The sequence below is a fragment of the Paenibacillus sp. Y280 genome, from assembly GCF_056786335.1.
Genome location: NZ_JBXCIW010000017.1, coordinates 33,967 through 59,003, shown reverse-complemented (window position 1 = coordinate 59,003; position 25,037 = coordinate 33,967). Strand labels below are relative to the sequence as shown.

The following is a 25,037-nucleotide window of genomic DNA, read 5'->3' as shown; positions in this document are numbered from 1 at the left end:
CTTTCTCTTTTGCACAGCCCATAATCAGCCTCTTACTTAATCGCCTTCCCTTTGCCGCTAATAAGCTTCAGTTGATCATTTTCGTAGCCTACCTCATAGGTAACTTGGTATTTGCTTAGCACGTTTTTACCGTCAACCCGCTCGTCCACTGAAATGACCGCAATAACGGTTGCCTTCTCTTTCTTGCTGTCATAGACATGCATATTATCAATTACGACGTTAAGCGTTCCGAGGTAACCCTCCCTGAACTTCTCGTAGCTGGTGCCTTCCTTCCAGTTGCCGCCAAGCAGCGAGTACGCATAGACGTAATCAGCATTGTTCAGACTGTCGTAGAAATGCGTAACGAGATAACCCGCGAACTCTTCTACCGAAGCATTGTCCTCCAAATCAGCCGATTCCTCTGATTGCTCAAGCTCAGGAAGCTCCGCCATCGGCTCCTTCGACCAGCCATCTGCAATCTCAATGACATTCGCTATTGGAATACTAAAGCCAATTGAGCCTTGTTCATAGCCAGCTGAGTTGATGCCGAGCACCTCGCCTGTCTTACGATCAACGAGCGGTCCTCCACTGTTGCCGGGAGCAATCGGGGCAGAGATTTGGTATAAATTGGAGTACAAATACGGTTCAATCTCAAAGCTTCTGCCTAAGCCGCTAATAATACCGGTCGTAACCGTATTTTGAAAACCAAGCGGACTGCCTACAGCAAGCACCTCGTCGCCTACCTCCGCCTTCTCATCACGAACAACCTGCAGCGGCTCCGTGCCTGCCAGAGCGGTTACGCGGACGACGGCAATATCGGTCTCCGTGCTTATGCCAATAACCTCACCGTCCAGCTCGCGCGCATCCGCCGTTTTAATTTTCACCTTGTTTGAGCCGGCTACGACATGCGCGTTCGTAATCAGATCGCCCTCCAAATTATAGAGGAAGCCTGAGCCTTGATCGCCATCTTCCGTCTCGATCATCACGACAAGCTTTTGCGTCTCGAAAATGATGTCCTTGAGCGTCTTAGTCTTTTTTTCTGCCGCAACGGCAAGCAGCGGCTTGCCTGCAAGCTGCTTAGGCACTTCGGTATGAATACCCCAGGCGGCAGCCATGCCTCCGCATACAATCAGGGTTGATGCGATGGCGCTGATCCATGCTCGTCTACTCATCTCATCGCCCCCTTTAATCCAAATACCAAGTCGCGTGATCAACGACAACGGTCGTATTTTCAACATTTATACCGTAAATGGTACTGGTGAAGCTCATTTTCTCGCCTGCATCGACGTAATCAGGTTCGGCTACTGCCGTGCCCGAGCCTACTTCTACACCTGACGCATCATAAACTTTAAACTTCACGGTAATCGAATAAATAGGCCTCGTAGCTGCGTTTTTCAGCTCCGCTGTAATCGTAAGGTCGCCAAATTCATCAAGCGTTGAATCAATCTGAATGACCTCTACAGCTGCTGTATGGTTTTTCAAATCCTCTGCTGCCGCTTGCTGCATCGCATGCTCTAACCGCTGCTGCTCCGTTTTCTCATAATCGGATTGCGCTTTATTGATCTCTTTCTCAAGCGCCGCTAGCTGCTCGTTGTCCTTGGCGTATTCCAGTGCCTTGTCCGTTACTTCTAAGGCGTCCGAGTAATGCTTGGTCTTAAGGAGAGCTTCCGCTTCCTTGAAGCTGATTTCTACGATTTTCGCCAAGATCTGCTCCTGTACGGCCGAGGCTTCGTCACCCTCTAAATGATTCGCCACATTAAGCTTTGCAGCAAGCTCATCCACCGTGTTCAAATCAACCAGCTCTTCCGTCAGCTTCATCAGTTCAAGCTGCACCTTACAATCACCCAGCTGCGCCTTCACCTTGGCATAGATTGGCTCAGAATGACCCTTCAGCTCACTCTTAAGCGGCTCTAACGACTCCTCTGCCTCTGAAAGCTTCTGCTCCTCAATCTGCTTGCCTACTGCCGCAATAGACTGGGACAGAGCAGCAACATGATCAACTACCTCTGCATCCTTCATCGCCGCAGCAAAGCCAGGACGAACGGTCAGCGCTTCCTTAAGCAGCGCCTGCGCTTCCGCATACTTACCCGCAAGCGCCTCCTCCTTCGCCTTAGCATGCAGCTGGACTACTCTATCATTAATTCCTGATTGATAGAGATAATAGCCAAACAGAGAACCCGCCGTAACAATCGCAAGCATAATGGGCACTAACCATGCCAAAATCGATCGTTTAGTGTTCCTGCTCCTTCCAGCACTAGGCAAGCTTGATTGCATGCCCGCTAATTCTCTCTCATATGAAGTCTCTATAGAAACGGCTGTCTCCGATAAAACGATAGTCTGATTCTCATAAACTGCCGCTGTCGCTTCAACTTCCATTGCGAGCAGTCTGCCACACTGGCTGCAATAGATGGCATCGTCTGTCCGCTTCTTTCCGCAATGATGGCAATACACTTCCGTTCATCTCCCAGCACATGATTCTCTCTTTACACATCTATCTATTCTATATGAAATAGTAAGTAATCTCCATTTAATTTAGTGGAAAATTTAGTTAACCAAATAAAGACAGCCCCTCATGGTTTTTGACCAGAGAAGCTGCATTTATTAACATGGATTATTTTCGATGTCGCTAATGATTGCTATCCAATTCTCGCTGCCGTCTTCATCTTCGGGATAACTCAAATGATGCGCTCATTCTCCGAAGCAATAGAAGCATATAAATGATTCAATCGTTGTGCCACCAGCGTCTCCAAGACAGCCCCTTTCAGGGATCGTTGCCTAGTTTGGAGCTGCTATTAGCTTGAAAGAAAGCGATGAAGAAGGCGGCTTACGCCTGCTCTTCTTTAATTGCCTTAAGGCGCTTCATCACGTCGTTTGAACCGCGGCCATAGTAATCATGAAGCAGATTGTATTCCGCATACAGCTTCTCGTATACCGCAACGTTCGCCGGAATCGGCTTGAACGTTTCCTCGCGCACGCGAGCCATCTTCTGGGCTGCATCGACGATGCTGTCAAAGCCGCCCTTCGCCGCGCCGGCCGCTACCGCTCCGAACATCGCTGCGCCAAGAGCAGGCGTCTGCTTCGATGCTGCAACCTTAATTTCGCGATTCGTGACATCCGCATAAATTTGCATGAGCAGCGCGTTTTTCTGCGGCAAGCCGCCGCATGCGTACAGCTCATTGACTTCTACGCCGTTGCTGTGGAACGCATCGACGATTTTGCGCGTGCCGAACGCCGTTGCTTCAAGCAGGGAACGGTAGATTTCCCATGGCTTCGTCAGCAAGGTCAAGCCTACAATCGTACCCGTCAGATCCGTATCGACCAATACCGAACGGTTGCCGTTCCACCAATCAAGCGCCAGCAAGCCGGATTCTCCAACGTTCAGCTCGCTTGCTTTGCGAGTGAGGTAAACATGGACATTCTCGCCAGCCTGCTCCGCTTCATGCAGCACATAGGCAGGTACGGATTCCTCTACGAACCATTCAAAAATATCGCCAACCGCCGATTGTCCCGCTTCATAGCCGAAGTAGCCTGGAATGATGCCGTCCTCAACGACGCCGCACATGCCTTCCACTTCCTTCTCCTCCGTGCCGAGCAGCATATGGCAGATCGATGTTCCCATCGCCATAACCAGCTTGCCTGGCGTTACTACGCCAACGCCCGGAACGGCCGCATGCGCGTCCACGTTGCCGACTGCAATCGCAGTGCCTGGCGCAAGTCCGATGCGGTAAGCGATAGCAGGAAGCAATTCGCCGGCCTTCGACCCCAAAGGAACGACCTTGCCGCGCAGCTTCGTCTCCGTCAAGCTCTCAAGGCGCGGATCAAGCGCTTTGAAAAATTCCTTGCTCGGATAGCCTTCTTGCTTATGCCACATTCCCTTGTAGCCGGCAGTACAGCTATTGCGCACGATATTGCCGGTCAATTGGCCGATAACCCAGTCTGTAGCTTCAACGAATTTGTCCGCCGTTTCATAGATCTCGGGCGCTTCATTCAAAATTTGCCAAGCTTTGGCCATCATCCACTCGGATGAAATCTTGCCGCCGTAACGCGGCACCCATTTCTCACCGCGCTGCGCAGCCATCTCGTTAATAAGATTAGCCTCGTCTTGGGCAGCATGATGCTTCCACAGCTTCACCCAGCTATGCGGATTATCCTTATAGGCATCCTGCGTGCAGAGCGGCTCTCCCGCTGCATCGATTGGAAGCATGGTGCAAGCCGTAAAGTCGATACTTAGGCCGATAACGTCGGCAGGATCAATGCCGGATTCCTTCATTACAGCAGGAACGGACAATTCCAGCACTTCTATATAATCAAGCGGATGCTGAAGCGCCCAGTCATGCTCCAGCTTAATGCCTGAGACAGGAAGCTTCTCGTCAATGACATGATGAGTATAAGGCGTAACGTGCTCCGCTAACTCTGCGCCGTTAGAGAGATCAACAAGAACCGCGCGTCCCGATTGCGTTCCGTAATCCACGCCAATTGCATATTTTTTGCTCATTATCCGAGTCCTCCTATTTTTGGCCGTAGTAGGCGTTTGCTCCATGCTTCCGCAAATAGTGACGGTCTAACAACGCTTGATCCATCGGCTGTACGCTCTGGTTAAGCTCGAACGTGTGAAGCGCCATTTTTGCCACTTCCTCAAGCACAACTGCATTATGGACCGCATTATGCGGGTCCTTGCCCCAACAAAATGGCGCATGGCTATTGACTAGCACCGAGGGTACTTGATTCGGATCGATGTTGTTTGTCTCGAACGTTTCGACGATCACGTTGCCTGTCTCCAGCTCATAGGCGCCTTTGATTTCCGCTTCCGTCATTGCGCGCGTGCAAGGCACCTCGCCGTAGAAATAGTCGCCATGCGTCGTGCCAAGCGCTGGAATGGCGCGTCCCGCTTGCGCCCAGCTTGTCGCCCAAGGCGAATGTGTATGAACGATTCCGCCAATCGCTGGAAATGCTTTATACAATAACACATGCGTTGCCGTATCCGAGGAAGGGCGGAGGCTGCCTTCAACAACGTTGCCCTCCAAATCCACAACAACCATTTGCTCTGCTTTTAACTCCTCATAAGGGACACCGCTCGGCTTAATGACTGCATAGCCGGACTCCCTATCTATGCCGCTTACGTTCCCCCAAGTAAATGTGACTAATCCGTATTTCGGAAGATCCATATTCGCTTCCCAAACCGCATGCTTCAACGTTTCCAACATGAGAATTGTACACTCCCTTCAAACTAGCATTCATGCGCCTGCCCATTTTCACTTATACGGACATCACAATTGAATAGCTCTGTTTTTATTATATGTTGTACGTACAAGTGTGTCACGTGTTTTTTTGTTGATGAATAGCCTCAGTTGTAACGGTCAGCGCAGGATTAGCTTTTGGGAGGCTGCGTCGATTCACGGATTACGAGCTGCGGATCATAAACCTTGTCCATCGACTGGCGACGCTGCTGCTTCTCCACCATGCCGAGCAGCATGACGACGGCGTCTGCTCCCATTTCGGTTTTCGGGTGGGAAATGGTCGTCAGCTTCACCTCTGTAGCGGTTGCCAGGTTCGAGTCATCAAAACCAACGATTGATAAATGCTCTGGCACTGCAAGGCCGATTTGCCGCACGACATCGAGCATCCTTACGGCAAGCTCGTCATTGTAGCAAATAATAGCGGTCGGGCGCTGCTCCTGCTCACGCTGAAGCAGCGCGGACAGCGCCTGCGCCGGTTTGTCTTGCTTCTCCTCCGTAGAGTAGCGAAGCAAATAATCCGGCGGAACCGTCAATCCCTGCTCACGATGGGCTCTTAGAAAGCCGCGCATCCGGTGAACGCCTTGAAAATCATCGGTTTTGAAAAATCCGGCGATACGCGTATGACCAAGCTTAATGAGATGCTCTGCCGCGCGGTAGCCCCCCAGCTCATCGTCAACCCGGAGGCATGGCGCATCCACGTCGCTGTAACGCTCATTGAGCATAATATAAGGAATTTTGAGCGCATCCAGCGCCAAAAAATAATTGAAGTTCGGATTTCCCTCAGCACTCTTCGTCGGCTCGATAATCAGTCCGGTCAGCGGCTCGCGAAGCATCGACTCCAAGCTGTCCTTCTCTTTCTCCTTTTCATTATCGGTGCTTGCGAGCAGCAATCTTGCGCCAACCGCGCGCAGGCTCGACTCAACACCCCTAACAATAGTAGGGAATATATAATCCGATATATGCGTCGTAATCATCCCGATCGTCATCCCTTGCGACGAATTCTTCCGCTCCGGCGCCGACTGGTCGGATACGAACGTTCCTTTCCCTTGGGCGCGATAGAGCCACCCCTCCTGCTCCAAATCGCCTAGCGCCTGCCGGACGGTTTGGCGGCTCATTTCGAACTGCTTGCTAATCTCGTTCTCCGATGGCAGCTTATCATGCGGCTTAAACTGCGCCGTGACGATCCAGGATAAAATTTGCTGCTTTAATTGCATATATTTGGGCGTTTGCTGTTCCTTCACTTCACACCTCAGCTCCGTTAGTTGTATGCCAGTAGTATATCATATGCTTAACTTGTACGTACATGATCTTATCGCTGCTGATTGCTGTACAATAAAATGTGAAAAAAGCCGCCCAGCGGCGGCCTTCAAATTACATCGTTATGCGTTCGTCTCTTTCAGCCTCTCCAGCAAATACTTTCTGACCTCATCGCCTAGATCAGCACGATCTAATGCAAAATCGATCGTAGCCTGCACGAAGCCGAGCTTATCGCCGACATCATGTCTGCGGCCATCGAAGCGGTAGGCTGATAACGAGGCTATTAGATTTAATTGCTGCAAGCTGTCCGTCAGTTGGATTTCCCCTGCCTTCCCCGGCGTCGCTTTCTCCAGCAGGTCGAAAATGACGGGGTCGAGGACGTAGCGCCCGACAACCGCATAGTTGGATGGAGCTTGTCCTTGCGCCGGCTTTTCGATAATATCGCGGACGCGCGCAACCTGCTTGCCGCGCTCGATGTCTACGATTCCGTACTTATGCGTTTGATCCCAAGGCACTTCCATGACGGCAACGACGGACGAGTTCTGCTGCTCGTACACATCCATCATTTGGCGCAGGCAAGGCGGATCAGATTTTAAAATATCATCGCCAAGCAATACGGCGAACGGCTCGTCCGCAATGAAGCGGCGCGCGCACAGCACAGCATGGCCTAGGCCCAGCGGCTCCTTTTGACGAACGTAGTAAATATCCGCAAGCTGCGATATTTTGCGAACCATATCCAGCATTTCCTCGTTGTGACGGGCCTCCAGCTCCATTTCAAGCTCAGCCGATTTGTCAAAATGGTCCTCGATCGCCCGCTTGTTGCGGCCGCTGACGATTACGATGCTTTCAATCCCGGATTGGACCGCCTCTTCTACTATATATTGAATGGCTGGCTTATCGATGATCGGGAGCATTTCCTTCGGCTGCGCCTTCGTAGCCGGCAAAAACCTGGTGCCCAGCCCCCCGGCAGGTATGATCGCTTTCCGTATCCGCTTCTCCATTCTAGCTTCTCCCCCACATCGTTACATTACACACAATTGCTCCCTTCATCATAACGTTTCTCCCCTTATTTATCCACGCTTTGTAACATTAAAAGCTAGGCAGGCGGCGCAGTTGAAGCCGAATAATAAAGCTTGCGCCGTCAAGCTGGTCTGGGCCCGGGTCGAGCATCATGCTGCCGCCGTGAATTCGTTTATGCATCCAGCTTACAATATGAACATGAACGTTACATGAACGATGCATGAATGATGCATGAACCGTATTGACTTTGAAATTAGATTGTAATAATTTTAAAGTAGGATTTATTATCTCAGAGCATTTCGAGCATTTTTAACTGGAGGAGAATATAGATGACTTATAAAACGATTATTATCGGTACAGGTCCTGCCGGACTCACATCTGCTATTTATTTGGCCCGTGCGAACATGGAGCCGCTCGTTATTGAAGGCTGGCAGCCAGGCGGTCAGCTTACGACTACAACGGAGGTTGAGAATTTCCCAGGCTTCCCTGACGGCATCCTTGGCAGCGAGTTGATGTCCAACATGCGCAAGCAAGCGCAGCGCTTCGGCGCTACATTCAAAACAGGCTCCGTGAAGAGCGTAGACTTCAGCAAACGTCCTTATACGCTTGACGTGGAAGGCATCGGCGAGCTGCAGGCGGAATCGATCATTATCTCAACCGGCGCTTCGGCTAAGTACTTGGGCATTCCAGGCGAGCAAGAAAATATCGGACGCGGCGTAAGCACTTGCGCTACCTGTGACGGCTTCTTCTTCCGCGGCAAAAAGATTATCGTAGTCGGAGGCGGCGACTCCGCGATGGAGGAAGCCGTATTCCTTACCCGCTTCGCTTCCGAAGTAAGGCTTGTGCATCGCCGCGAAGACCTTCGCGCTTCAAAAATCATGCAGGACCGCGCTCGCGCCAACGACAAAATCGTATGGAGCCTAAACCGCACACCGCTTGAAGTAGCTGCAACTGGCATGGGCTTGCAAGGGTTGAAGGTGCGCAATAATGAAACGGGTGAAGAAGAGCTTCTCGAGACAGACGGCGTATTTGTTACGATCGGCCACACGCCGAATACAAGCTTCCTTGGCGGCCAAATCGATACCGATGAGCAAGGCTACATTATCGTGAAGCCAGGCACTTCGGAGACGAATATCCCAGGCGTATACGCCTGCGGCGACGTTCAAGACCGCACTTACCGTCAAGCGATTACCGCTGCGGGAAGCGGCTGTATGGCTGCTCTTGATTGCGAGCGCTACTTGGAATCACAAGCGCATGAAGAGGTTCATGCCTAAACTTTTTTTGCAAAGCGACTAGTGCAATACGTGCAAATTATGTATAATAAAAGGGTTGAGAGTTACAATAGAAAGGCAATGCTACCGCAACCATATGTTCACAATATGCTTCGCGCAAGCGGCGCCTGAACGTGTTATGGGACAAGGTACAACCTCGGCTTTATAAGCAGAGGTTGTACCTTTTTTCGCGTTTTCATCCTGTTTTCCACACCATTTTTTAGGAGCGATTCATGATGTTATTAGAAGCTGTATATCACAGACCAAAACAAAACTGGGCTTACGCCTACGACGGCAAAACGCTGCATCTCCGCTTGCGCACCAAAAAAGACGATGTCGCGGCTGTAGAAGCAATCGTCGGCGACAAGTATGCATGGGATCAAACCATCACAACTGTTCCGATGCGTATTTTTTCTTCCGATGCGCTGTTCGACTATTGGGAAACGGCCGTTATTCCGCCTTTTCGCCGGCTGCGCTATGCGTTCCGCTTAACGAGCGGTGCTGAGACGATTCTTTTCTCGGACAAAGGCTTTGAGCATACGCTTCCTGATAACTCCAATTCATTTTTCGACTTCCCTTATATTAATCCGATCGACGTGTTCGAGCCGCCGGCTTGGGTGAAGGATGCTGTGTTCTATCAAATCTTTCCGGAGCGGTTTGCGAACGGTGATCCGTCGCTGAGTCCTGAAAACGTACTGCCATGGGGCGGCGAGCCGACTCCTCAAAACTTTTTTGGCGGCGACCTGCAGGGTGTAATCGATCATTTGGATCATATCTCCGAGCTTGGCATAAATGCCGTTTATTTCACGCCGCTGTTCGAAGCGACGACTAACCATAAATACGACACGCAGGACTATATGAAGGTTGATCCTCATTTTGGAACAAACGAGAAGCTGAAGGAGTTGGTAGATGCTTGCCATGCTCGCGGCATTCGCGTCCTGCTTGATGCGGTATTCAACCACTCAGGCAAAACATTCCCGCCATTCGTCGATGCGCAAAAGAACGGCCAGCAGTCAAAGTATGCGGATTGGTTCTACGTTCGGGAGTGGCCGCTGCAGGTCGTGGACGGCGTCCCTTCTTATGAGACGTTTGCCTTCGAGCCGCTTATGCCGAAGCTGAACACCGAGCATCCGGAAGTGAAGCAATACTTGTTCGAGGTTGCGCGCTACTGGATCGAGGAGATCGGCATCGACGGCTGGCGCCTTGACGTAGCTAATGAGGTTGACCATCAGTTTTGGCGTGAATTCCGCAAGACGGTGAAAGACGTCAATCCGGAAGCGTACATTTTGGGCGAAATTTGGCATGATTCGATGATGTGGCTGCAGGGCGATCAATTCGATGCGGTCATGAACTATCCGTTCACGAATGCGGTGCTAGATTTCTTCGCCTATCAGACAATCGACGCAACTTCCTTCGCCAATGCCATCGGCACACAGCTTGCAGCCTACCCGCAGCAGGTGACGGAATCGGCCTTCAATTTGCTCGATAGCCACGACACGCCGCGGCTGCTTACGATCTGCGAAAACAACACGGAAGCGATGAAGCTGTCTTCGTTGTTCCAGCTGACCTACCCGGGCACCCCATGTATTTATTACGGGGATGAGGTAGGGATAAATGGCGCGGGCGATCCTGGCTGCCGCAAATGCATGGTGTGGGACGAGGTTGAGCAAAACACCGAGCTGCTTCACTTCTATAAGTCAGCGATTGGTCTTCGCCACCGCTACAATGCGCTTCGCAGTGCGGACATCCGCTTCGTACATGTCGGCGCAGCAGATGGCACCTTAGTGTATGAACGCCGCGATGGCGAGCAGCGCCTGCTTGTTGCGCTGAATGCACGCGGTGAAGAGGCAGACCTTAGCTTCATGATAGAGGCGGCGCCGGCTGACCTCGAAGCGGCTCCGCATGCTGTCGCATTCACAGGTTTCGGAAGCAGTGAGGTGTCTGCTGTTGTTGCTGCAACAGAGATAAACGCAGCACCAACTGAAGCTTTGAAGGCTGAGGTTAACACTGTCACAGCCGATGCTCCCGAGGAGTTGAACACCAATGCTGTTCATGCGAATGACTCGGATGCTAATGCTGTCGAGAGTAGAGATAACGTATCTACTTGGTCAGTGCTGCTTTCGAGCATCAGCGAATTTACAGAAGGCACTGCTGTTGCAAGCAATGCCCACGGCAAGCTGCAATTGAAACTGCCAGCTTACGGCTTCGCAATATTGGAGCAGACCGCAGTATAGATTGTCCTATCGAATCTAAGCAGAAGCAGGGCAGTCCATTTGATGGACTGCCTCTTTTCTTCGAGTTGCCACCCATTTCACGCTGTAAGCACGCATGCGTGCGCAGACCGCCACCAAATCAACAGCCCCTTATTCACGACGATAAATCTGCAAAAACAAATCAACCAATCTCGCTTTATCTTTTGATCCTTATAAGTATTATGTTTTATTTTTAACTTGCTTTTGCAATTGAGCGATTTGCTTCTGCATCTGCTCGATCTGCAATTGCACTTGCTGCTGTTCGCGCTGTTTATCTTGCTGATCCTTTTGTGATTGATTCTGAGACTGCTGTTCTTGCTCCAGCGCCATCGCTTGCCCTGCAGTCGTGACAATGTCCCCAGCCGTAACAAGCAGCTGACCAATAAACTGAATGATATCCGGTAGATTCTCACTATTTTCAAAAATGTCAAAAATAATATTATCTCTGGCTTTTCCGCTCTTTACGCCTTTCCCAAGATCGTCACGGTTGTTTCGGATAGGAATCCCTCATTTCATAAAAGCGATGCTATAATAAATTATTCATCATCGTTTATTTGGGTGCCTATAGACAATCGTGTATCATTCATGACATAATAACTTAAACGATTAAGTTGATAGGTTTTATACTTACAAGGAGCTGCATTCCCATCAAAAAAGCCACGCTTAAGGATATAGCAAAAGCTGCCCAGGTTTCTGTCGCTACAGTAAGCTATGTGCTCAACAACGTTACAAACCAGACGATCCCCGAAGAGACCAAATGCCGTGTGCTTGATGCTGCCAAGCAATTAAACTATGTGCCGAATCTTGCAGCAAGGTCGCTGGTGAAGCAAAAGTCGGGGCTAATTGGCATCCTCATCAACCGGGCAAACAATGAAGGCATCTGGAAACAGCTTCGTTATGCCACATTTATTAATCGGCTTGAGCGCTTGCTGACGAATCGAGGCTACCATGTCGTACTCTCCAGTCTAGATGCGTTGAATCCAAAGCTCGATGTGATATCGGAACGAAAATTAGACGGCGTATTTGTTATAGACGTTAAGAGCGAGAATTTTCATCTCATATCCAGCCATTTCTCGGTAGGTGTACCGCTCATTGTTATTGACAGTATCATTGATGATGCCTTGTTTTATAAAATGAATTTTGATTATAAAGATGCTTTTGCTCAGGCTAGAACTTCCTCAGTTCTCAATCCAACCTATATCATTATGGACAGCTTCAACAATACAGAGCTTACCCAGTCTATTTCAAGCAGCACCGGCATTGATCCAAGCATGGTTCATATGATGGAAAATGAAGAGAAGCTCAAGCGCTTTCTTGAACAACATGCGGAAAAAGAAGGGATTGTTCTCAATGAGTTCATCGGGGTGCTTGCAGCAAAGTATGTTAATTCGCCTAAGCTAACGGTCATTTGTACGGCAGATTGCCCTGACATCCTTCCAGCAGCGGTAACTCGGATTCAGTATCATAATCGAAAGCCCGAAGAAGCCTTTCAGTTGATGATGACGCTTCTAGACAATCCAATGCATGGACCTGAGCATAAATATATCGAAGTCAAAGCGAGTTCAATCGCGGGATGTGAATCAAGCAACCACCTTAACGCAGAGTAATCTCTGCCTTTTTCTCCACCAACTTAAACGATTAAGTGAAATGGTTAAAAACTATGCAGGGGTTGATAAAACGGTTCTTGCCGCAGCAGACTTGCTGCCGCTTTGCATCATTATAAGGAGGATCAACCATGCTTGAACTAGCTAAAAATGCTGATTCCAACGTCCCCCCCGCCCCGCAGCAAAATGCCAGTACAACGTCCATTTGGCGCAACCGGTCGTTTATGCTCGTCTTCTCCAGCTATAGCTTATCGCTGCTCGGAAATACATTCCATAGCATCGCATTAAACCTGTGGGTGCTGCAAACGACCGGCAGCGCCAAGCTGATGTCGGCCGTGCTCATTACCCACCTCGTCATCAGCATGCTGTTCGGTTCCTTCGCGGGTACGATTGCGGATCGCACCGACCGCCGCACCTTGATGTGGGTGACGGATATCGTTCGATTTATTCTTGTAGCCGCCATCGCCGTTCTTATTTATTTGCCGAATGTGCCATTTATTTTTATCGTTTTATTAACCGGACTTGTGGCGTTCGCAGGCGTATTTCGGACGCCTGCCTTCCAAGCCTCGCTCATCGAAATTGTAGGTAAAGAGCAGCTGACTAAGGCGGTAGGCGCGATCAGCATTTCCGATAATATCATTCGAATATCCGGTTTCGCGCTTGGGGGCATTGCCGTAGCCGCATTTGGCGGGGCTTTTGCGATTGCAATCGATGCCGCAGCCTTTCTGCTGTCGGGCATTCTACTCTTATCAGCAGGCAAGTTCCCTTATACAGCGGTCAGGGATAAATCAAAGCCGCAAGCCTCTTTTAAAGAAGATCTCACAGCCGGCTTCCGCTATGTGTGGCATGATCCTTTTGCGAAGGGCGTCATTATTTTGCTGCCGCTCGTGATGTTCTTCTTTCTATCCACCTTCATGCTTATTCAGGTGATGGCGGTTCAGGTGTGGCAGGCAAAGCCTTTTGTATTTGGGCTAATGGAGGCCTGTATTCCGCTCGGTTATGTGTTAGGCTCTATTTTGATCATGAGACTTGATGCACGCTTGAAAAGAAGAGGAATTTGGATCATCGGGAGTATGATCCTGATGGGGCCTTTATTCATCGTTATTTCACTGCTGTCCTCTGCTGCTGCTGCGCTGCCGGTTATTCTGCTCGTCGGCTTCCTCTTCTCATTCAGTACGACGATTATCTTTATCGGGCTGCGAGCAGCGATTGATCCTTCGATGCAAGGCAGAGTATTTGGGCTAATAGGCGCTTTAACCAGCGTTGCACCGCCTGTTGGGTTAGCCGTATTCTCTACCTTATCCGATATTTACGGCCCAGCCGTCATTATTGCCATTAGCGGAGCATCGATGCTTATTATGGGGCTCTTCGCATACAGTCGATTGAAGTCCTTACGCGAATTCAACTAAATCGTTATCCCTTTAATGAGCCCGCTAGTGCCCCGGAAATGAAATAACGCTGCAAGAAAATAAATAAAATGATCATTGGCAAAGCCGTCACGATGACACCAGCTAGGAGTAAATCATTTCTGTTTTGTGTAATTAACAGGAAAATTTCCATCTAATTCCTTGATATGACTTTAGTTCGTTCATTTAGCTGGAAAAACTCCCGTTAATTGGATCACTTTCACCGAAATAGGGTCAAAAGCGAGATATTAACGGGAGAGAATCCATCTAAACCTGATTTTTTCCAAAAAATACTTGAAATAACGGGAGTTTTTCCCGTTAATGCTGGCTCTAGAGGACTCAGCCCCATGAATGATTGAATCCGAGACTAAAGTAAAGAAGAACCGGGGATCCTGCCGATTCCTGCTTCGTGGCTTGCCATAGGCAAGCAGCCTGGAGGTGGAAGACTTTCGCTTGCCCACAATCTCATGAAGCCAAGCAGCCATAGAACTAAATAGAAAAATAGCGGTACAGGAATAGCCCCCTGTACCGCTATTTTTCCACTTCCAACATTCCATTCAAAGCGAGCAATCTTCCCAGCGAGCATACTGCTTTTGGGACAGCCTCTTCAATCGTTTTATCTCAAAATAACGGTGCTGTACGCTGGCAGCGTCAGCTTGCTGCCATCCAGCTTCGCACCGTCGTTAGCTGCACGTGCAAGCTCCTTGAACTCGCCATACGTTTTCGATGGCTGTAATTCGGTCGTTTGCGGCTCGCCTGATAAATTATGCACGACGAGCAACCGTTCACTAGCGATAACGCGGACATATGCACTCAGCTTCTGGTTAGCAGGCGCAAGCTTAAACGCCGCTATTCCCCCATCGCGCAAGGCAGGCTCCTCATTCCGCCACTTGATCAGCTCGCGATAATGATTCAGCATCGACTGCTCATCATCCGATTGAGCTTCGACTGAAACCGAAGACGCATCCGCATTGAAGCGTGATTGCTCCCATGTCGTCTGCCCTTCGCCTCCGCTTGCTGCGCTGTACCACAGCATAGGCTCGCGAATATACTCATCCGGCTTAGCGCCTTTCATGCCAAGCTCCTCGCCATAATAAAGATATGGCGTGCCCGGAAGTGTAAGCAGCATAGCAGCGGCCATCTTCGCATGATCGACATTGCCGCCGAGTACAGTCATGGCGCGGTTTTGATCATGGTTGCTTAGGAATGGTGCATCTACGAATGTTCCGCCTGAAGACTTCTCGTATACGCCATATGCACGGCCTAAGGAGAAAGCCAGATCCGCATCCTGCTCCGAGCTCACCGCACTAAGCAAACGGCCGGCTAGGTCAAAGTGGAAGGCCGAGTTCAGCGCTTGATCGAAGTAAGGCGCGATAACGGTCAGTGAATCCCATACCTCGCCGATCAAATAAGCATCCGGCTTCACTTTGCTCATGCCCTCGCGAAACTCCTGCCACCAAATCTTGTTCTTCGCCTGAATCTCAGGCTTGCTTGCTGTAGAAGCAAAATCGCCATAGATATGCTTAGCTGCATCAAGACGGAAGCCGTCTAGACCCTGGTCAAGCCAATATTGGCCGATTTTGACCATTTCCTCGCGCACCTTCGGCTCATCGAAGTTGAGGTCCGGCATGCCTTCCCAGAAGACGCCCAAATAGTTAAGGCTGCCATAGCTATGCCATGGGTCGCCTCCTACCGCGCCATCCGCTCTTACCTGTTCGCCCGGCTTCGCAAAAGTATACCAGCTGCGGTAAGTGCTGTTCTCATCCGCAAGTGCTTCCTTAAACCAAGGATGCTCCTTGCTCGTATGATTCACGACAAGATCCATAATGACCCTGATACCGCGCTTATGCGCTTCATCCAATAGCTTTTTCAAGTCATCCAGCGTGCCGTACTCCGGATTAACCGCGTAATAATCGGTTGTATCATAGCCGTGGTAGCTGGGCGAGGCATTAATCGGCATAAGCCAAATGCCGCTCACGCCAAGCTCCTTCAAATAATCAAGCTTGGCGGTTACGCCATTCAGATCGCCAATCCCGTCGCCATTCGTATCATAGAAGGAACGGACGAATATTTCATAATACACGCCGCCAGGCTGCTCATCTACTTGATAAGAGGCAGCGACCGGCTCTCCGCTTTGTTCTGCCGCTTCTTCCGATAGCTCAGCAGTCGGTTTCCCGTTATTGCTTCCTTCATCTGAAGAGCAAGAGGCGAGCACGGCAAGTAAAATCGAACCGAGCAAAATCGTTGCCGCATTACGCATACGTTTATGCTTCATCCCTTTATCCTTTCGAAGCGCCGGACATCAGCCCTTGTACAAGGAAGCGCTGCAGGAAGACGAACAGCAGCGTAATCGGAATCGCAATCAAAACCGCTCCCGCAGCGAACAGCGTAAAGTTACTGTTCTGGTAGGAGTTGACGAGATCCCACATGCCGACCGCAAGCGTCCAGTTGTCTTTACTCCGAAGCACCAGTCTCGCAAAGATAAAGTCAACCCATGAGCCAGTGAACGTAGTCAGCGCCACATAGGTCAGCATCGGACGCGACAGCGGCAGCATGATTTTCACAAACACTTGAAGATGGGACGCCCCGTCGATCCGAGCCGCTTCATCAAGGCTCCGCGGAATCGTATCGTAGAACCCTTTGACAACGAAGCCTCCGAGCACTGAGCCCGCTGAATATACGATAATGAGCGCAGCATGCGTATCTAGCAGGTTAAGCTGCAGCAAGAAAATGAAGATTGCGATCATGCTCATGAAGCCCGGGAACATGCCGAGCACAAGCATAATCGTCAGCGTCATCTTGCGCCCGCGGAAGCGGAAGCGCGACAACGCGTACATGCTGAGCGTGACTAGGATCGTAGAGAAGATCATCGTCAGCGTCGCAATTTTCAAAGTGTTCATATACCAAACCCCATAACGGAAGCTCGGGCTTGTGAACAGCTCTTTATAGTGAACCAAAGTGAACGTTTCCGGAATGAGACTTTCGCTAAATAGAGCCGTACCCGGCCGAAGCGAGGAAAGCAGCACCCAAAGAGCAGGATAGACAGCACAGATTGCTATACCGATCAGAATGATATAGCTAAGCGTCAGACGCACAACATTTGCGGTTTTGCGGCCCATTTTCATTGAATCATATCCTCCTCTTTAAATGACCGCGAGCGGCGATAGTTGTAAATGGAGAACGACGCCACGATGATAAAGATGATGATGCCGATCGCAGATGCCATATTGAATTGGCTATTGTTCAGCGTAAGCTTATACAGCCAGGTTACAAGCAAGTCGGTGCTGCCTGCATATTGATAATCCCCTTTTACCGGATCACCGTTCGTCAGCAAGAAAATAACGTTAAAGTTATTCATATTGCCTGCAAACTGCGCGATCAGAATCGGAGCGGTAGAGAACAAGACAAACGGCAGCGTAATGATACGGAATTTCTGGATGCCAGTCGCCCCGTCTACATCAGCCGCTTCGTACAAATCTTTAGGAATAGCAGTCAATACGCCGAGAATTAGAACCATCGATACCGGAATACCAATCCACATATTAACGATAATAACGGTGACCTTCGCCCAAAATGGATCAGTGAGCCAAGGCAGCTTGCCCATGCCGAAGTAGCTTAAGTATTGGTTGATCGGACCAAATTGTCCGTTGAACAAGTTTTTCATAACGAGCAAGGAAATAAGCTGCGGAATCGCGTACGGAATGATGAACAGCGTCCGCCATAGCTTTTTGAAACGAATTCCCTTCTGCTCAATGAGCAAAGCAACGAGCAAACCGCCAAAATAGGTCGTTACCGTTGCGATAATCGCCCATACGATCGTCCATGTAAATACGCCCACGAAGGTATGGCTCCATGTCTTGAGCGTCAGCAGGTTAGCAAATGTTTGAAAGCCTACCCAGTCAACCAGCTTAGCTGGCGGAATATGATCAGGCGACGCATAGTTGGTAAACGCAAGCATGACCATGAAGATAATCGGCATGATCGTTAGAAACAAAACGCCCAGCGCCGGCAGCGTAAGCATCAAGTGCGGAAAATTGCGATCCGTCAAATATGCCAGCGTTTTGCGGAAGCTTGCAGGCATGACTCCTTCATCTCTTTGATTGCCGTTCCGATATGCATCGCGGATATTCATAACATAGATAATGACAAAAAGGATGAATAAAATTATCGTAATTAATCCGCTTATTAATAGAAAGATCGAGTGATCTCCTTCTACACGAACACTGATTTTGCCTATTTTCTCAAGACCTTGCGTTTTTTCCCCGAGTGTTACAACGCCCCAGATAGCTCTCCCTAAATTCGGAACAAAATACATTAGCGCTGCCGCTTCGACAACGAGCATAATTAAACCTTTTATTATTTGGCGGTTATACAATTGGCCAAGACCCATTACGAGTAACGACAATATAGCCGCGGTGCTGCGATGACGATTCATCCCGCCTGGCTCCCTTCCTTTCATATAAAAAAACATCTTGCCGCAGCTATTGACAAAGCGGCTTATAAACATCGGTTTACCCGCCGAACGGATTCGGCGGGTAAACCCAATTAGATGATATTATTTTGCTGCTGCTGCGCCATTGTTTGCATCTTTGATTTGTTGAACAGCATTGTCGAGCGCTTCTTTTGCATCCTTGCCGGAGTTCCATACGTCAGCAAAAGCTGCGCCGATCGGGCTCCAAACGTTGCCCATTTCAGGGATGGATGGCATTGGCGTCGATTGGTTGAATTGCTCCAGGAAGCCCTTAACAACTTCGTTGCCTTGTACTTTAGGATCTGCTGCTGCTTCAATGTTCGCAGGGATTGCACCCGTTAGCTCAAAGTTTTTCAACTGTGCTTCTTTAGTCGAAGCATAGTAGGAGAATAGACGAGCTGCGTTCGGGAATTTCGAGAATTGGTTAACATACCAAGCTTTAATGCCGGAGAAAGAAGATGCCGGTTGGCCGTTAATGCTTGGCAATGGAGCTACGCCGAAATCAATTCCTGCGTTTCTGTAATCGCCAATCGTCCAAGGACCGTTAATATCCATCGCTAGCGTTCCGCCAATGAACAAGCCTTTTTTAATATCGTAGTTGATATCACCGGAGTTCAAAGGCAAGATGCTGTCTTTCAGGGATCCGTAGTATTTCAGGCCAGCGATTGCGCCTTCTGTGTTAAGACCGATATCTTCTTTGTTTTGACCTTTATCGCCATATACATAGCCGCCAGTGGAGATGAACGGGTAGCTGAAGTAGAAGTTGCCTACATCCCACATCAAGCCGTATTTGTTGTTTTTAGTGTCGTTGAACGTTTTGGAGAACGCTACAACCTCATCGAACGTTTTTGGAGCTTCTTTGATTAGCGCTTTGTTATAAAATAGTGCATAGGTTTCAACTGAACGCGGGTAGCCGTAAAGTACGCCGTCATACGTTACCGCATCTACAGCGATTTCGGAGTTCGCGCTTTTGGATTGCTCTTCGTAGTAATCATTTGGCAAAACCAATCCAGCTGTTACAGCTTTACCAAGGTTATCATGCGGGAATAATACAACGTCTGCGCCTAGACCGGCAGGACCGTCTGTAACGAGCTTGTTAACTTGTTCGCCTGCGCCGATTTCCTCGAATTTAATTTCAATGCCGTATTTTTCAGTAAATTCCTTCGCGATTGCTTCAACGAATGGACGCTCTTCTTTACTTTCCCATACGAGAAGCGAAGCGCCCTCTTCAGGAACGATCTCTTCTGCTGCTTCAGCACCTTTATTTGTGTTGCCCGCTGTATTGTTCGCTGGAGCATTCGTTGCGTTGCCAGCATTTTCTGCGTTGCCGCCTTTGTTCGATCCGCATGCGGAAACAATAAGCAAGGCTGCTATTAATGACATTACAAACCACTTTTTCATGCTAGGTATCCCCTTCCATAATGTGTTACATGCCTTTTTTTGAACTAGCGCCTTCCAAACAATTCCTTTAGCCCACTTTCATAAAATGCCGGCTTCATACAAACAATATGCGGTAGAATTTGATACGCCATGCCTATAAAAGGCATAGAAACTAGCTTGCGCAAACGTTTGTACAAGAACCGCTAAAAAATGCTTTGAAATCGGTATATTAACCGATTCGCCATTTTTTAAGACTATAAAATTGTCTTGTAAGCGTTCTATTCGTGTTTTCATCATACAACAGCGCATGCGATTTGTTAAAACGTTTGCACCGTTCAATTTTCCAGAGAAATAATACGTTAGCTTTCATTTTCGCCTATTTTCTCGATCTGCTTCAGTTTTTTATCATTTGTATAACGCTTTCCTAAGATATATATTTACTTTTAGACAACAGTTGCATTAGGATGAAGCATATTAGCACATGCACAAATGATTGCGCGATGGGGGCTCAACTATATATGGTAACCATTAAAGATATTGCAAAAGCAGCCGGAGTATCGCCTTCAACTGTATCCAGGGTCGTTTCGAACCACCCTCGTATAAGTAAGGCAACTACCCAAAAGGTGAAAAGAATAATGGAGGATATGGGCTATCATCCGAATGTGATGGCGAAGAGCCTAGTATCTAAGACAACCCGGACATTAGCCATCATGCTGCCTCGTCCTGCGGAAGAGCTGTTCCAGGATTTTTTCTTCGGAGAGCTGCTTCGCGGAATACTAACTCAATCCACGCGTGCAGGCTACGATATGCTGCTTACTGCTGCCACTTCTCCCAGCGATGAGACTGAAACGATATCCCGCCTTGTGTTTGGCCGCAGAGTCGACGGCGTCATTTTACTATCCTCGAGGGTGAATGACCCTTTAATCGATCTATTGAACAAGCATAACTTTCCTACTGTTTTAATTGGCCGTACAGAGGATCGCCCTAACATCCTATCTGTCGACAATAACAATGAGCTGGCTGCTTATGATGCTACTCAGCACTTAATTTTACAAGGCCATGAAAGAATCGGCTTCGTCAGCGGTCCTCCTTCATTGACTGTTGCGCATGACCGGATGCAAGGGTATCGCAGAGCGATGCAAGAGGCTGGTCTGCCCGTCAAATCAGAATGGATTGTGGAAGGCGAGTTTTTGCAGCAAAGCGGCTATCGTGCGATGTCATTTATGATGAGCTTGCCCGAGCGGCCTAGCGGCCTTGTCGTCATTGACGATGTTGTCGGCTTCGGCGTATTGCGCGGCTTGACTGAGCTTGGCTACAAAGTTCCCGATGATCTCAGCATTGTAAGCTTCAATAACATCGCCCTATCCGAGCTTGCAACGCCTCCAATCAGCTCTATCGATATTGGAACCTACCAGCTTGGCTACACCGCTTCGCAAATGTTAATCCGATTAATTCAAGAAGAAAGCGTGCATCAGAACCGCATGATCATTCCGCACAGGCTGATCGTTCGCGAATCTTCTATTCAAACCGTATCCAAAAGGAGCTGACGTCATGTCAAATAAAAAACCGTTTTTAGTAGATGCCATTATCGGCAATTCCAAGTTTCTCGCATCGCTTGGCCGCACAGGCAAAATGTACCGCTTGTGGTGGCCGAACATCGATCTGCCGCAGCATGTGGATGCTATTCGCACCGGTATTCAATGGGACCAATCCCCCGTAACTTGGTTTGATGAAGAGGCGGATGGCTGGAAGCATGAAGCTAAATACATCGACAAAACGAACATTTTTAGCGTTAATGCTCGTTCCGAGCAGCAGCTTGTTCAAGTCGGAAGCGTCCACCTTGCTGTTCCTGGCCAAGATATTATCGTTCGTGAATATACTTTCCATAACAGCAGCGATCAGCCTGTTTCCTTCTCGTTTATCGTTCATTCTACCTTCCTAGTCAGCGAAAATCAGCTGTACAATACGACAATGTTTAACGCCGCTAATGACTCCTTGGTTCACTTTCGCCATAAGTACTATTTTGCGCTTTCGAGTGCAAACGTATGCACAGGTTACCAATCCGGACTTGCTTGGGATATGGCTGGGCAAGGCGAGCTAAACGGCAAAAACATTGATATGAGACCAGACGGCGCTTTAAAATGGCGCATCGACGAGTTAGCGGCCGGTGCTTCCGTGACGATTCCCGTCTATCTAACTGCCGGGCATGATGAGGAAACTGTACTGCAACAAATGCGGACTGCAAAAAGCAAGCCAAGCTCGGAATGGATCGCCGAAACAGCAGCTTACTGGAATGAATTTTTGGCTGAAGCTGCACCATGTCCTCTTCCTGACACCGAAATTTCGGAATTATATGACCGTTCCTTGCTTATGTTTAAGCTCATGTCCGATGAGCAAACCGGAAGCATCATTGCCGCTCCCGAATTCGATGAAAATTTTGCGCGCTGCGGCGGATATTCCTACTGTTGGGGACGAGATGCCGCATTCATTACGACCGCGCTTGATAAAGCAGGACTTGGCTCGCTATCCGACAGCTTCTACGCTTGGACGCTTACCGCTCAATCGCCTGACGGCTCATGGCAGCAGCGCCATTATCATGATGGCAGCCTAGCTCCTTCTTGGGGGCTTCAAATTGATGAAGGCTCCTCGATTATTTGGGGAATGTGGCAGCATCATTTGGAACAGAAGGATCATGCGTTTGCCAAGCAAGTATGGCCTGCCGTGGAGAAAGGCGCTTCCTTCTTGATGAGCTTCCTGGACGCGGAGAGCGGATTGCCTAAACCGAGCATCGATCTGTGGGAAGAACGGGAAGCATCGCATACGTACTCCTCTGCCGCTGTACACGGCGGTTTGACAGCAGCAGCCAGCTTTGCGGAGCTAGCAGGCAGACCTGAGTTAGCGTCCGAGTGGAAGTCTGCCGCAGAGCGGATTTCAGCGTCAATTAATGAGCTGTGCTGGAATGAAGAAGGCGGACGTTTTTATCGCGGCGTGAATCTTACCGTTCAAGCTGGCAAGTATGAGCAAGCGCTCGCTGCCGGTGCTGCAGGATATGTGACAGAAGGAATAAAAGGCTATCAGAAGTACACTTTAAACCACGATCCAGTCATTGACGTCAGCTTGCTCGGCATCGCGGTTCCATTCGGCGCCGTTCCAGCAGATCATGACCGTATGCGCCGTACGGCTGATGCAGTAGAAGCAGCATTGACCGTGCCGGGCGTAGGCGGTATTAAGCGCTATGAGGATGACATCTATATCGGAGGCAATCCATGGATTCTCACTACTTTATGGCTGGCTCACTATCGCATTGAAACAGGCAGCATCGACGAAGCGAAGCAATTGCTGAAGTGGGCGCTCGATCACCGTACTGAGACCGGCCTGCTCCCTGAGCAGGTGGACAAAAACACCGGTGAAACGGCATGGGTAGTCCCGCTTACTTGGTCGCATGCAATGTTTATCTTGACGATCTTCATGCTTGCGGAAGCGGAGATTAAGGCAGCTGAGGCTGCGCGGGTTTAATAACAAAAGAAAGCCGACGGTAGATTTTGACCGTCGGCTTCCTTTTGTTAAGTCAGAGGGGTTACTACGAGGCGTACGAATTCTTTTTCAGCATATCAGTCTCCATCATTAAAAGAACGTACCCTATTCCAACACCCTGTTTCATTTCTCATTAATTGGTGTATTAATATTGACAAAGCTCCTCCAGTTTGTAATAATTATAAACAAGGAGTTAGTCTAAATCACTCACACCACTTGCAATCAACATTACCATTTTCGTATTTGCAGACTGCAAATAGCGCAGACTACCATCAGAAAGGATGATTACGATGACAACAGCAACTACAACTAAAACAAACACAACCGTACAACAACATTTGAACCGCCAAATCGCCAACTGGAGCGTGCTTTACATCAAGCTTCATAATTACCACTGGTATGTGAAGGGCTCCCAGTTTTTCACGTTGCATGCGAAGTTCCAAGAGCTTTATGAGGAAGCTGCGCTGCACGTGGATGAGATCGCTGAGCGTCTGCTAGCGGTGAAAGGCACGCCAATCGCAACCATGAAGGATTATTTGAAAACCTCAAGCATTGAAGAAGCTTCCAACAAAGAGGATGCTACGCAAATGGTCGATCAATTAATTACGGATTTCACGACGATCATCGGCGAGCTGAAGGAAGGCATGGAAGCCGCTCAAAAGGCTGATGACGAAACGACGGCCGATATGCTTTTGGCCATTCATACAACGCTTGAGAAGCATGTATGGATGCTGAGCGCATTTAACGGCAAATAAGCTGCTACAGCATAAGACGAGGGTGTCTCAGGAGCAAAATCGCTCCTGGGGCATCCTCGTTTGCTTTCCTTTTCCACAATAAATAAAAACAGCTCTTCCATACTGGAAGAACTGTCTGTTCAATACTAAATCTTCTAAATCATTAGCTGCCTGCCCTTTTAAACAAGCGTCACACTACAGCTGCCCACGGAGTTGCCCGCCCATAACGCTTGCAGCTGGTCACCTTCATGCAAAGCAGCTACGCCCGCTGGTGTTCCCGTATACAGGATGTCGCCGGCGCCAAGCCCATAGTTCTCGCCTACGTACTTAATCAGCTCGGAGACGTTGAACAGCATATCGCTTGCTTTTCCGCGCTGTGCTTCTTCCCCGTTGCGAAGCAGAACAAATTCGTTCTCAGCAAGCGCTGCTGCACCCGGATACGCCAGCCATTCGCCAAGCGGAGCTGAGCCTTTGAAGCCTTTGGCAGCAAGCCACGGCTGTCCCTTCGCTTTCAGCTTGGATTGTACATCGCGCAGCGTCAGATCGAGCCCAAGTGCCATACCATCGATACAAAGCTCGGTATCTATACCCGGCTCATAAGCTCGACCGATTCTCAGCACGATTTCCAGCTCAAAATGCACCTCGCCTACATTGCCTGGCAGCTCGACAACGTTACCCGCCATTGGAACGACAGCATGAGACGGCTTCGTGAATACGAGCGGCTCCTCAGGCACCTCATTGCCCAGCTCCAATGCGTGAAGTCTATAATTACGGCCAATGCAATAAATGTTGCGAATATCACCTTTGCTCATGAACCATGCCGCCTCTCTCTAATGTTAATGGTGTTAATAAAATTTCTTATTGCTTCTGCTCAGCGTGCTACTATTGGTGC

Annotated in this window: 19 protein-coding genes; 7 read left to right on the top strand and 12 right to left on the bottom strand. The window is 49.2% G+C overall.

From position 1 onward, the window contains the following. Window positions 1–32: 32 nt before the first annotated feature. The 6 genes from AC1TPC_RS19805 to galU form a co-directional block, all read right to left on the bottom strand. Window positions 33–1,151, bottom strand: coding sequence for a S1C family serine protease (locus AC1TPC_RS19805; RefSeq protein WP_482068521.1), 1,119 nt, complete (start codon window positions 1,149–1,151; stop codon window positions 33–35). 13 nt (window positions 1,152–1,164) lie between these two features. Next, complete coding sequence (locus AC1TPC_RS19800) at window positions 1,165–2,430, bottom strand: FxLYD domain-containing protein (protein ID WP_482068520.1); 1,266 nt, start codon at window positions 2,428–2,430, stop codon at window positions 1,165–1,167. 373 nt (window positions 2,431–2,803) lie between these two features. Further along, window positions 2,804–4,474 carry a ribulokinase gene (locus AC1TPC_RS19795; protein ID WP_482068519.1) on the bottom strand — a complete coding sequence of 557 codons (1,671 nt, stop codon included), beginning with the start codon at window positions 4,472–4,474 and terminating at the stop codon, window positions 2,804–2,806. A 13-nt stretch (window positions 4,475–4,487) separates the two neighbouring features. Continuing rightward, window positions 4,488–5,183: an L-ribulose-5-phosphate 4-epimerase gene (araD, locus tag AC1TPC_RS19790; RefSeq protein WP_482068518.1), complete on the bottom strand. Its 696-nt coding sequence runs from the start codon at window positions 5,181–5,183 to the stop codon at window positions 4,488–4,490. A 164-nt stretch (window positions 5,184–5,347) separates the two neighbouring features. After that, complete coding sequence (locus tag AC1TPC_RS19785; RefSeq protein WP_482068517.1) at window positions 5,348–6,457, bottom strand: substrate-binding domain-containing protein; 1,110 nt, start codon at window positions 6,455–6,457, stop codon at window positions 5,348–5,350. A 138-nt stretch (window positions 6,458–6,595) separates the two neighbouring features. Further along, on the bottom strand, window positions 6,596–7,474 hold the full coding sequence (gene galU, locus AC1TPC_RS19780; protein ID WP_482068516.1) for a UTP--glucose-1-phosphate uridylyltransferase GalU: 879 nt from the start codon (window positions 7,472–7,474) through the stop codon (window positions 6,596–6,598). A gap of 348 nt (window positions 7,475–7,822) precedes the next feature. Between galU and trxB the strand changes: the two genes are divergently transcribed. Continuing rightward, on the top strand, window positions 7,823–8,767 hold the full coding sequence (gene trxB, locus AC1TPC_RS19775) for a thioredoxin-disulfide reductase (protein ID WP_482068515.1): 945 nt from the start codon (window positions 7,823–7,825) through the stop codon (window positions 8,765–8,767). Between the two features lie 233 nt (window positions 8,768–9,000). Continuing rightward, on the top strand, window positions 9,001–10,998 hold the full coding sequence (locus AC1TPC_RS19770) for a glycoside hydrolase family 13 protein (protein ID WP_482068567.1): 1,998 nt from the start codon (window positions 9,001–9,003) through the stop codon (window positions 10,996–10,998). 198 nt (window positions 10,999–11,196) lie between these two features. Here the strand turns inward: AC1TPC_RS19770 and AC1TPC_RS19765 are convergent, their stop codons facing one another. Further along, on the bottom strand, window positions 11,197–11,346 hold the full coding sequence (locus AC1TPC_RS19765; RefSeq protein ID WP_482068514.1) for a hypothetical protein: 150 nt from the start codon (window positions 11,344–11,346) through the stop codon (window positions 11,197–11,199). Between the two features lie 281 nt (window positions 11,347–11,627). Here AC1TPC_RS19765 and AC1TPC_RS19760 point away from each other — a divergent pair, with 281 nt between their 5' ends. Both AC1TPC_RS19760 and AC1TPC_RS19755 read left to right on the top strand, forming a co-directional pair. Then, complete coding sequence (locus AC1TPC_RS19760; protein WP_482068513.1) at window positions 11,628–12,623, top strand: LacI family DNA-binding transcriptional regulator; 996 nt, start codon at window positions 11,628–11,630, stop codon at window positions 12,621–12,623. A gap of 128 nt (window positions 12,624–12,751) precedes the next feature. Then, window positions 12,752–14,029, top strand: a complete 1,278-nt coding sequence (locus AC1TPC_RS19755) for an MFS transporter (RefSeq protein WP_482068512.1) — start codon at window positions 12,752–12,754, stop codon at window positions 14,027–14,029. A 613-nt stretch (window positions 14,030–14,642) separates the two neighbouring features. Here AC1TPC_RS19755 and AC1TPC_RS19750 read toward each other — a convergent pair. The 4 genes from AC1TPC_RS19750 to AC1TPC_RS19735 form a co-directional block, all read right to left on the bottom strand. Then, on the bottom strand, window positions 14,643–16,301 hold the full coding sequence (locus AC1TPC_RS19750; RefSeq protein ID WP_482068511.1) for an alpha-amylase family glycosyl hydrolase: 1,659 nt from the start codon (window positions 16,299–16,301) through the stop codon (window positions 14,643–14,645). Between the two features lie 4 nt (window positions 16,302–16,305). After that, window positions 16,306–17,145: a sugar ABC transporter permease gene (locus AC1TPC_RS19745; RefSeq protein WP_482068566.1), complete on the bottom strand. Its 840-nt coding sequence runs from the start codon at window positions 17,143–17,145 to the stop codon at window positions 16,306–16,308. A 2-nt stretch (window positions 17,146–17,147) separates the two neighbouring features. Next, window positions 17,148–18,461 (bottom strand): carbohydrate ABC transporter permease, encoded by a 1,314-nt coding sequence (locus tag AC1TPC_RS19740; protein ID WP_482068510.1) that lies wholly within the window; start codon window positions 18,459–18,461, stop codon window positions 17,148–17,150. 120 nt (window positions 18,462–18,581) lie between these two features. Next, window positions 18,582–19,898, bottom strand: coding sequence for a sugar ABC transporter substrate-binding protein (locus AC1TPC_RS19735; RefSeq protein WP_482068509.1), 1,317 nt, complete (start codon window positions 19,896–19,898; stop codon window positions 18,582–18,584). 497 nt (window positions 19,899–20,395) lie between these two features. On the opposite strand from AC1TPC_RS19735, the gene AC1TPC_RS19730 reads away from it, so the two are divergent. The 3 genes from AC1TPC_RS19730 to AC1TPC_RS19720 all read left to right on the top strand — a co-directional run bounded on the left by AC1TPC_RS19730 (window position 20,396) and on the right by AC1TPC_RS19720 (window position 24,166). Continuing rightward, a complete protein-coding gene (locus AC1TPC_RS19730; protein ID WP_482068508.1) occupies window positions 20,396–21,424 on the top strand; it encodes a LacI family DNA-binding transcriptional regulator in 1,029 nt (342 codons plus the stop codon). 4 nt (window positions 21,425–21,428) lie between these two features. Continuing rightward, window positions 21,429–23,393 carry a glycoside hydrolase family 15 protein gene (locus AC1TPC_RS19725; protein ID WP_482068507.1) on the top strand — a complete coding sequence of 655 codons (1,965 nt, stop codon included), beginning with the start codon at window positions 21,429–21,431 and terminating at the stop codon, window positions 23,391–23,393. A gap of 308 nt (window positions 23,394–23,701) precedes the next feature. After that, the gene (locus AC1TPC_RS19720; RefSeq protein ID WP_482068506.1) at window positions 23,702–24,166 is read left to right on the top strand and encodes a Dps family protein; all 465 of its coding nucleotides are present in this window, start codon (window positions 23,702–23,704) and stop codon (window positions 24,164–24,166) included. A gap of 158 nt (window positions 24,167–24,324) precedes the next feature. Here AC1TPC_RS19720 and AC1TPC_RS19715 read toward each other — a convergent pair whose 3' ends face one another. Next, entirely contained in the window at window positions 24,325–24,957 is a 633-nt protein-coding gene (locus AC1TPC_RS19715; RefSeq protein WP_482068505.1) for a fumarylacetoacetate hydrolase family protein, read from the bottom strand. Window positions 24,958–25,037: the final 80 nt, after the last annotated feature.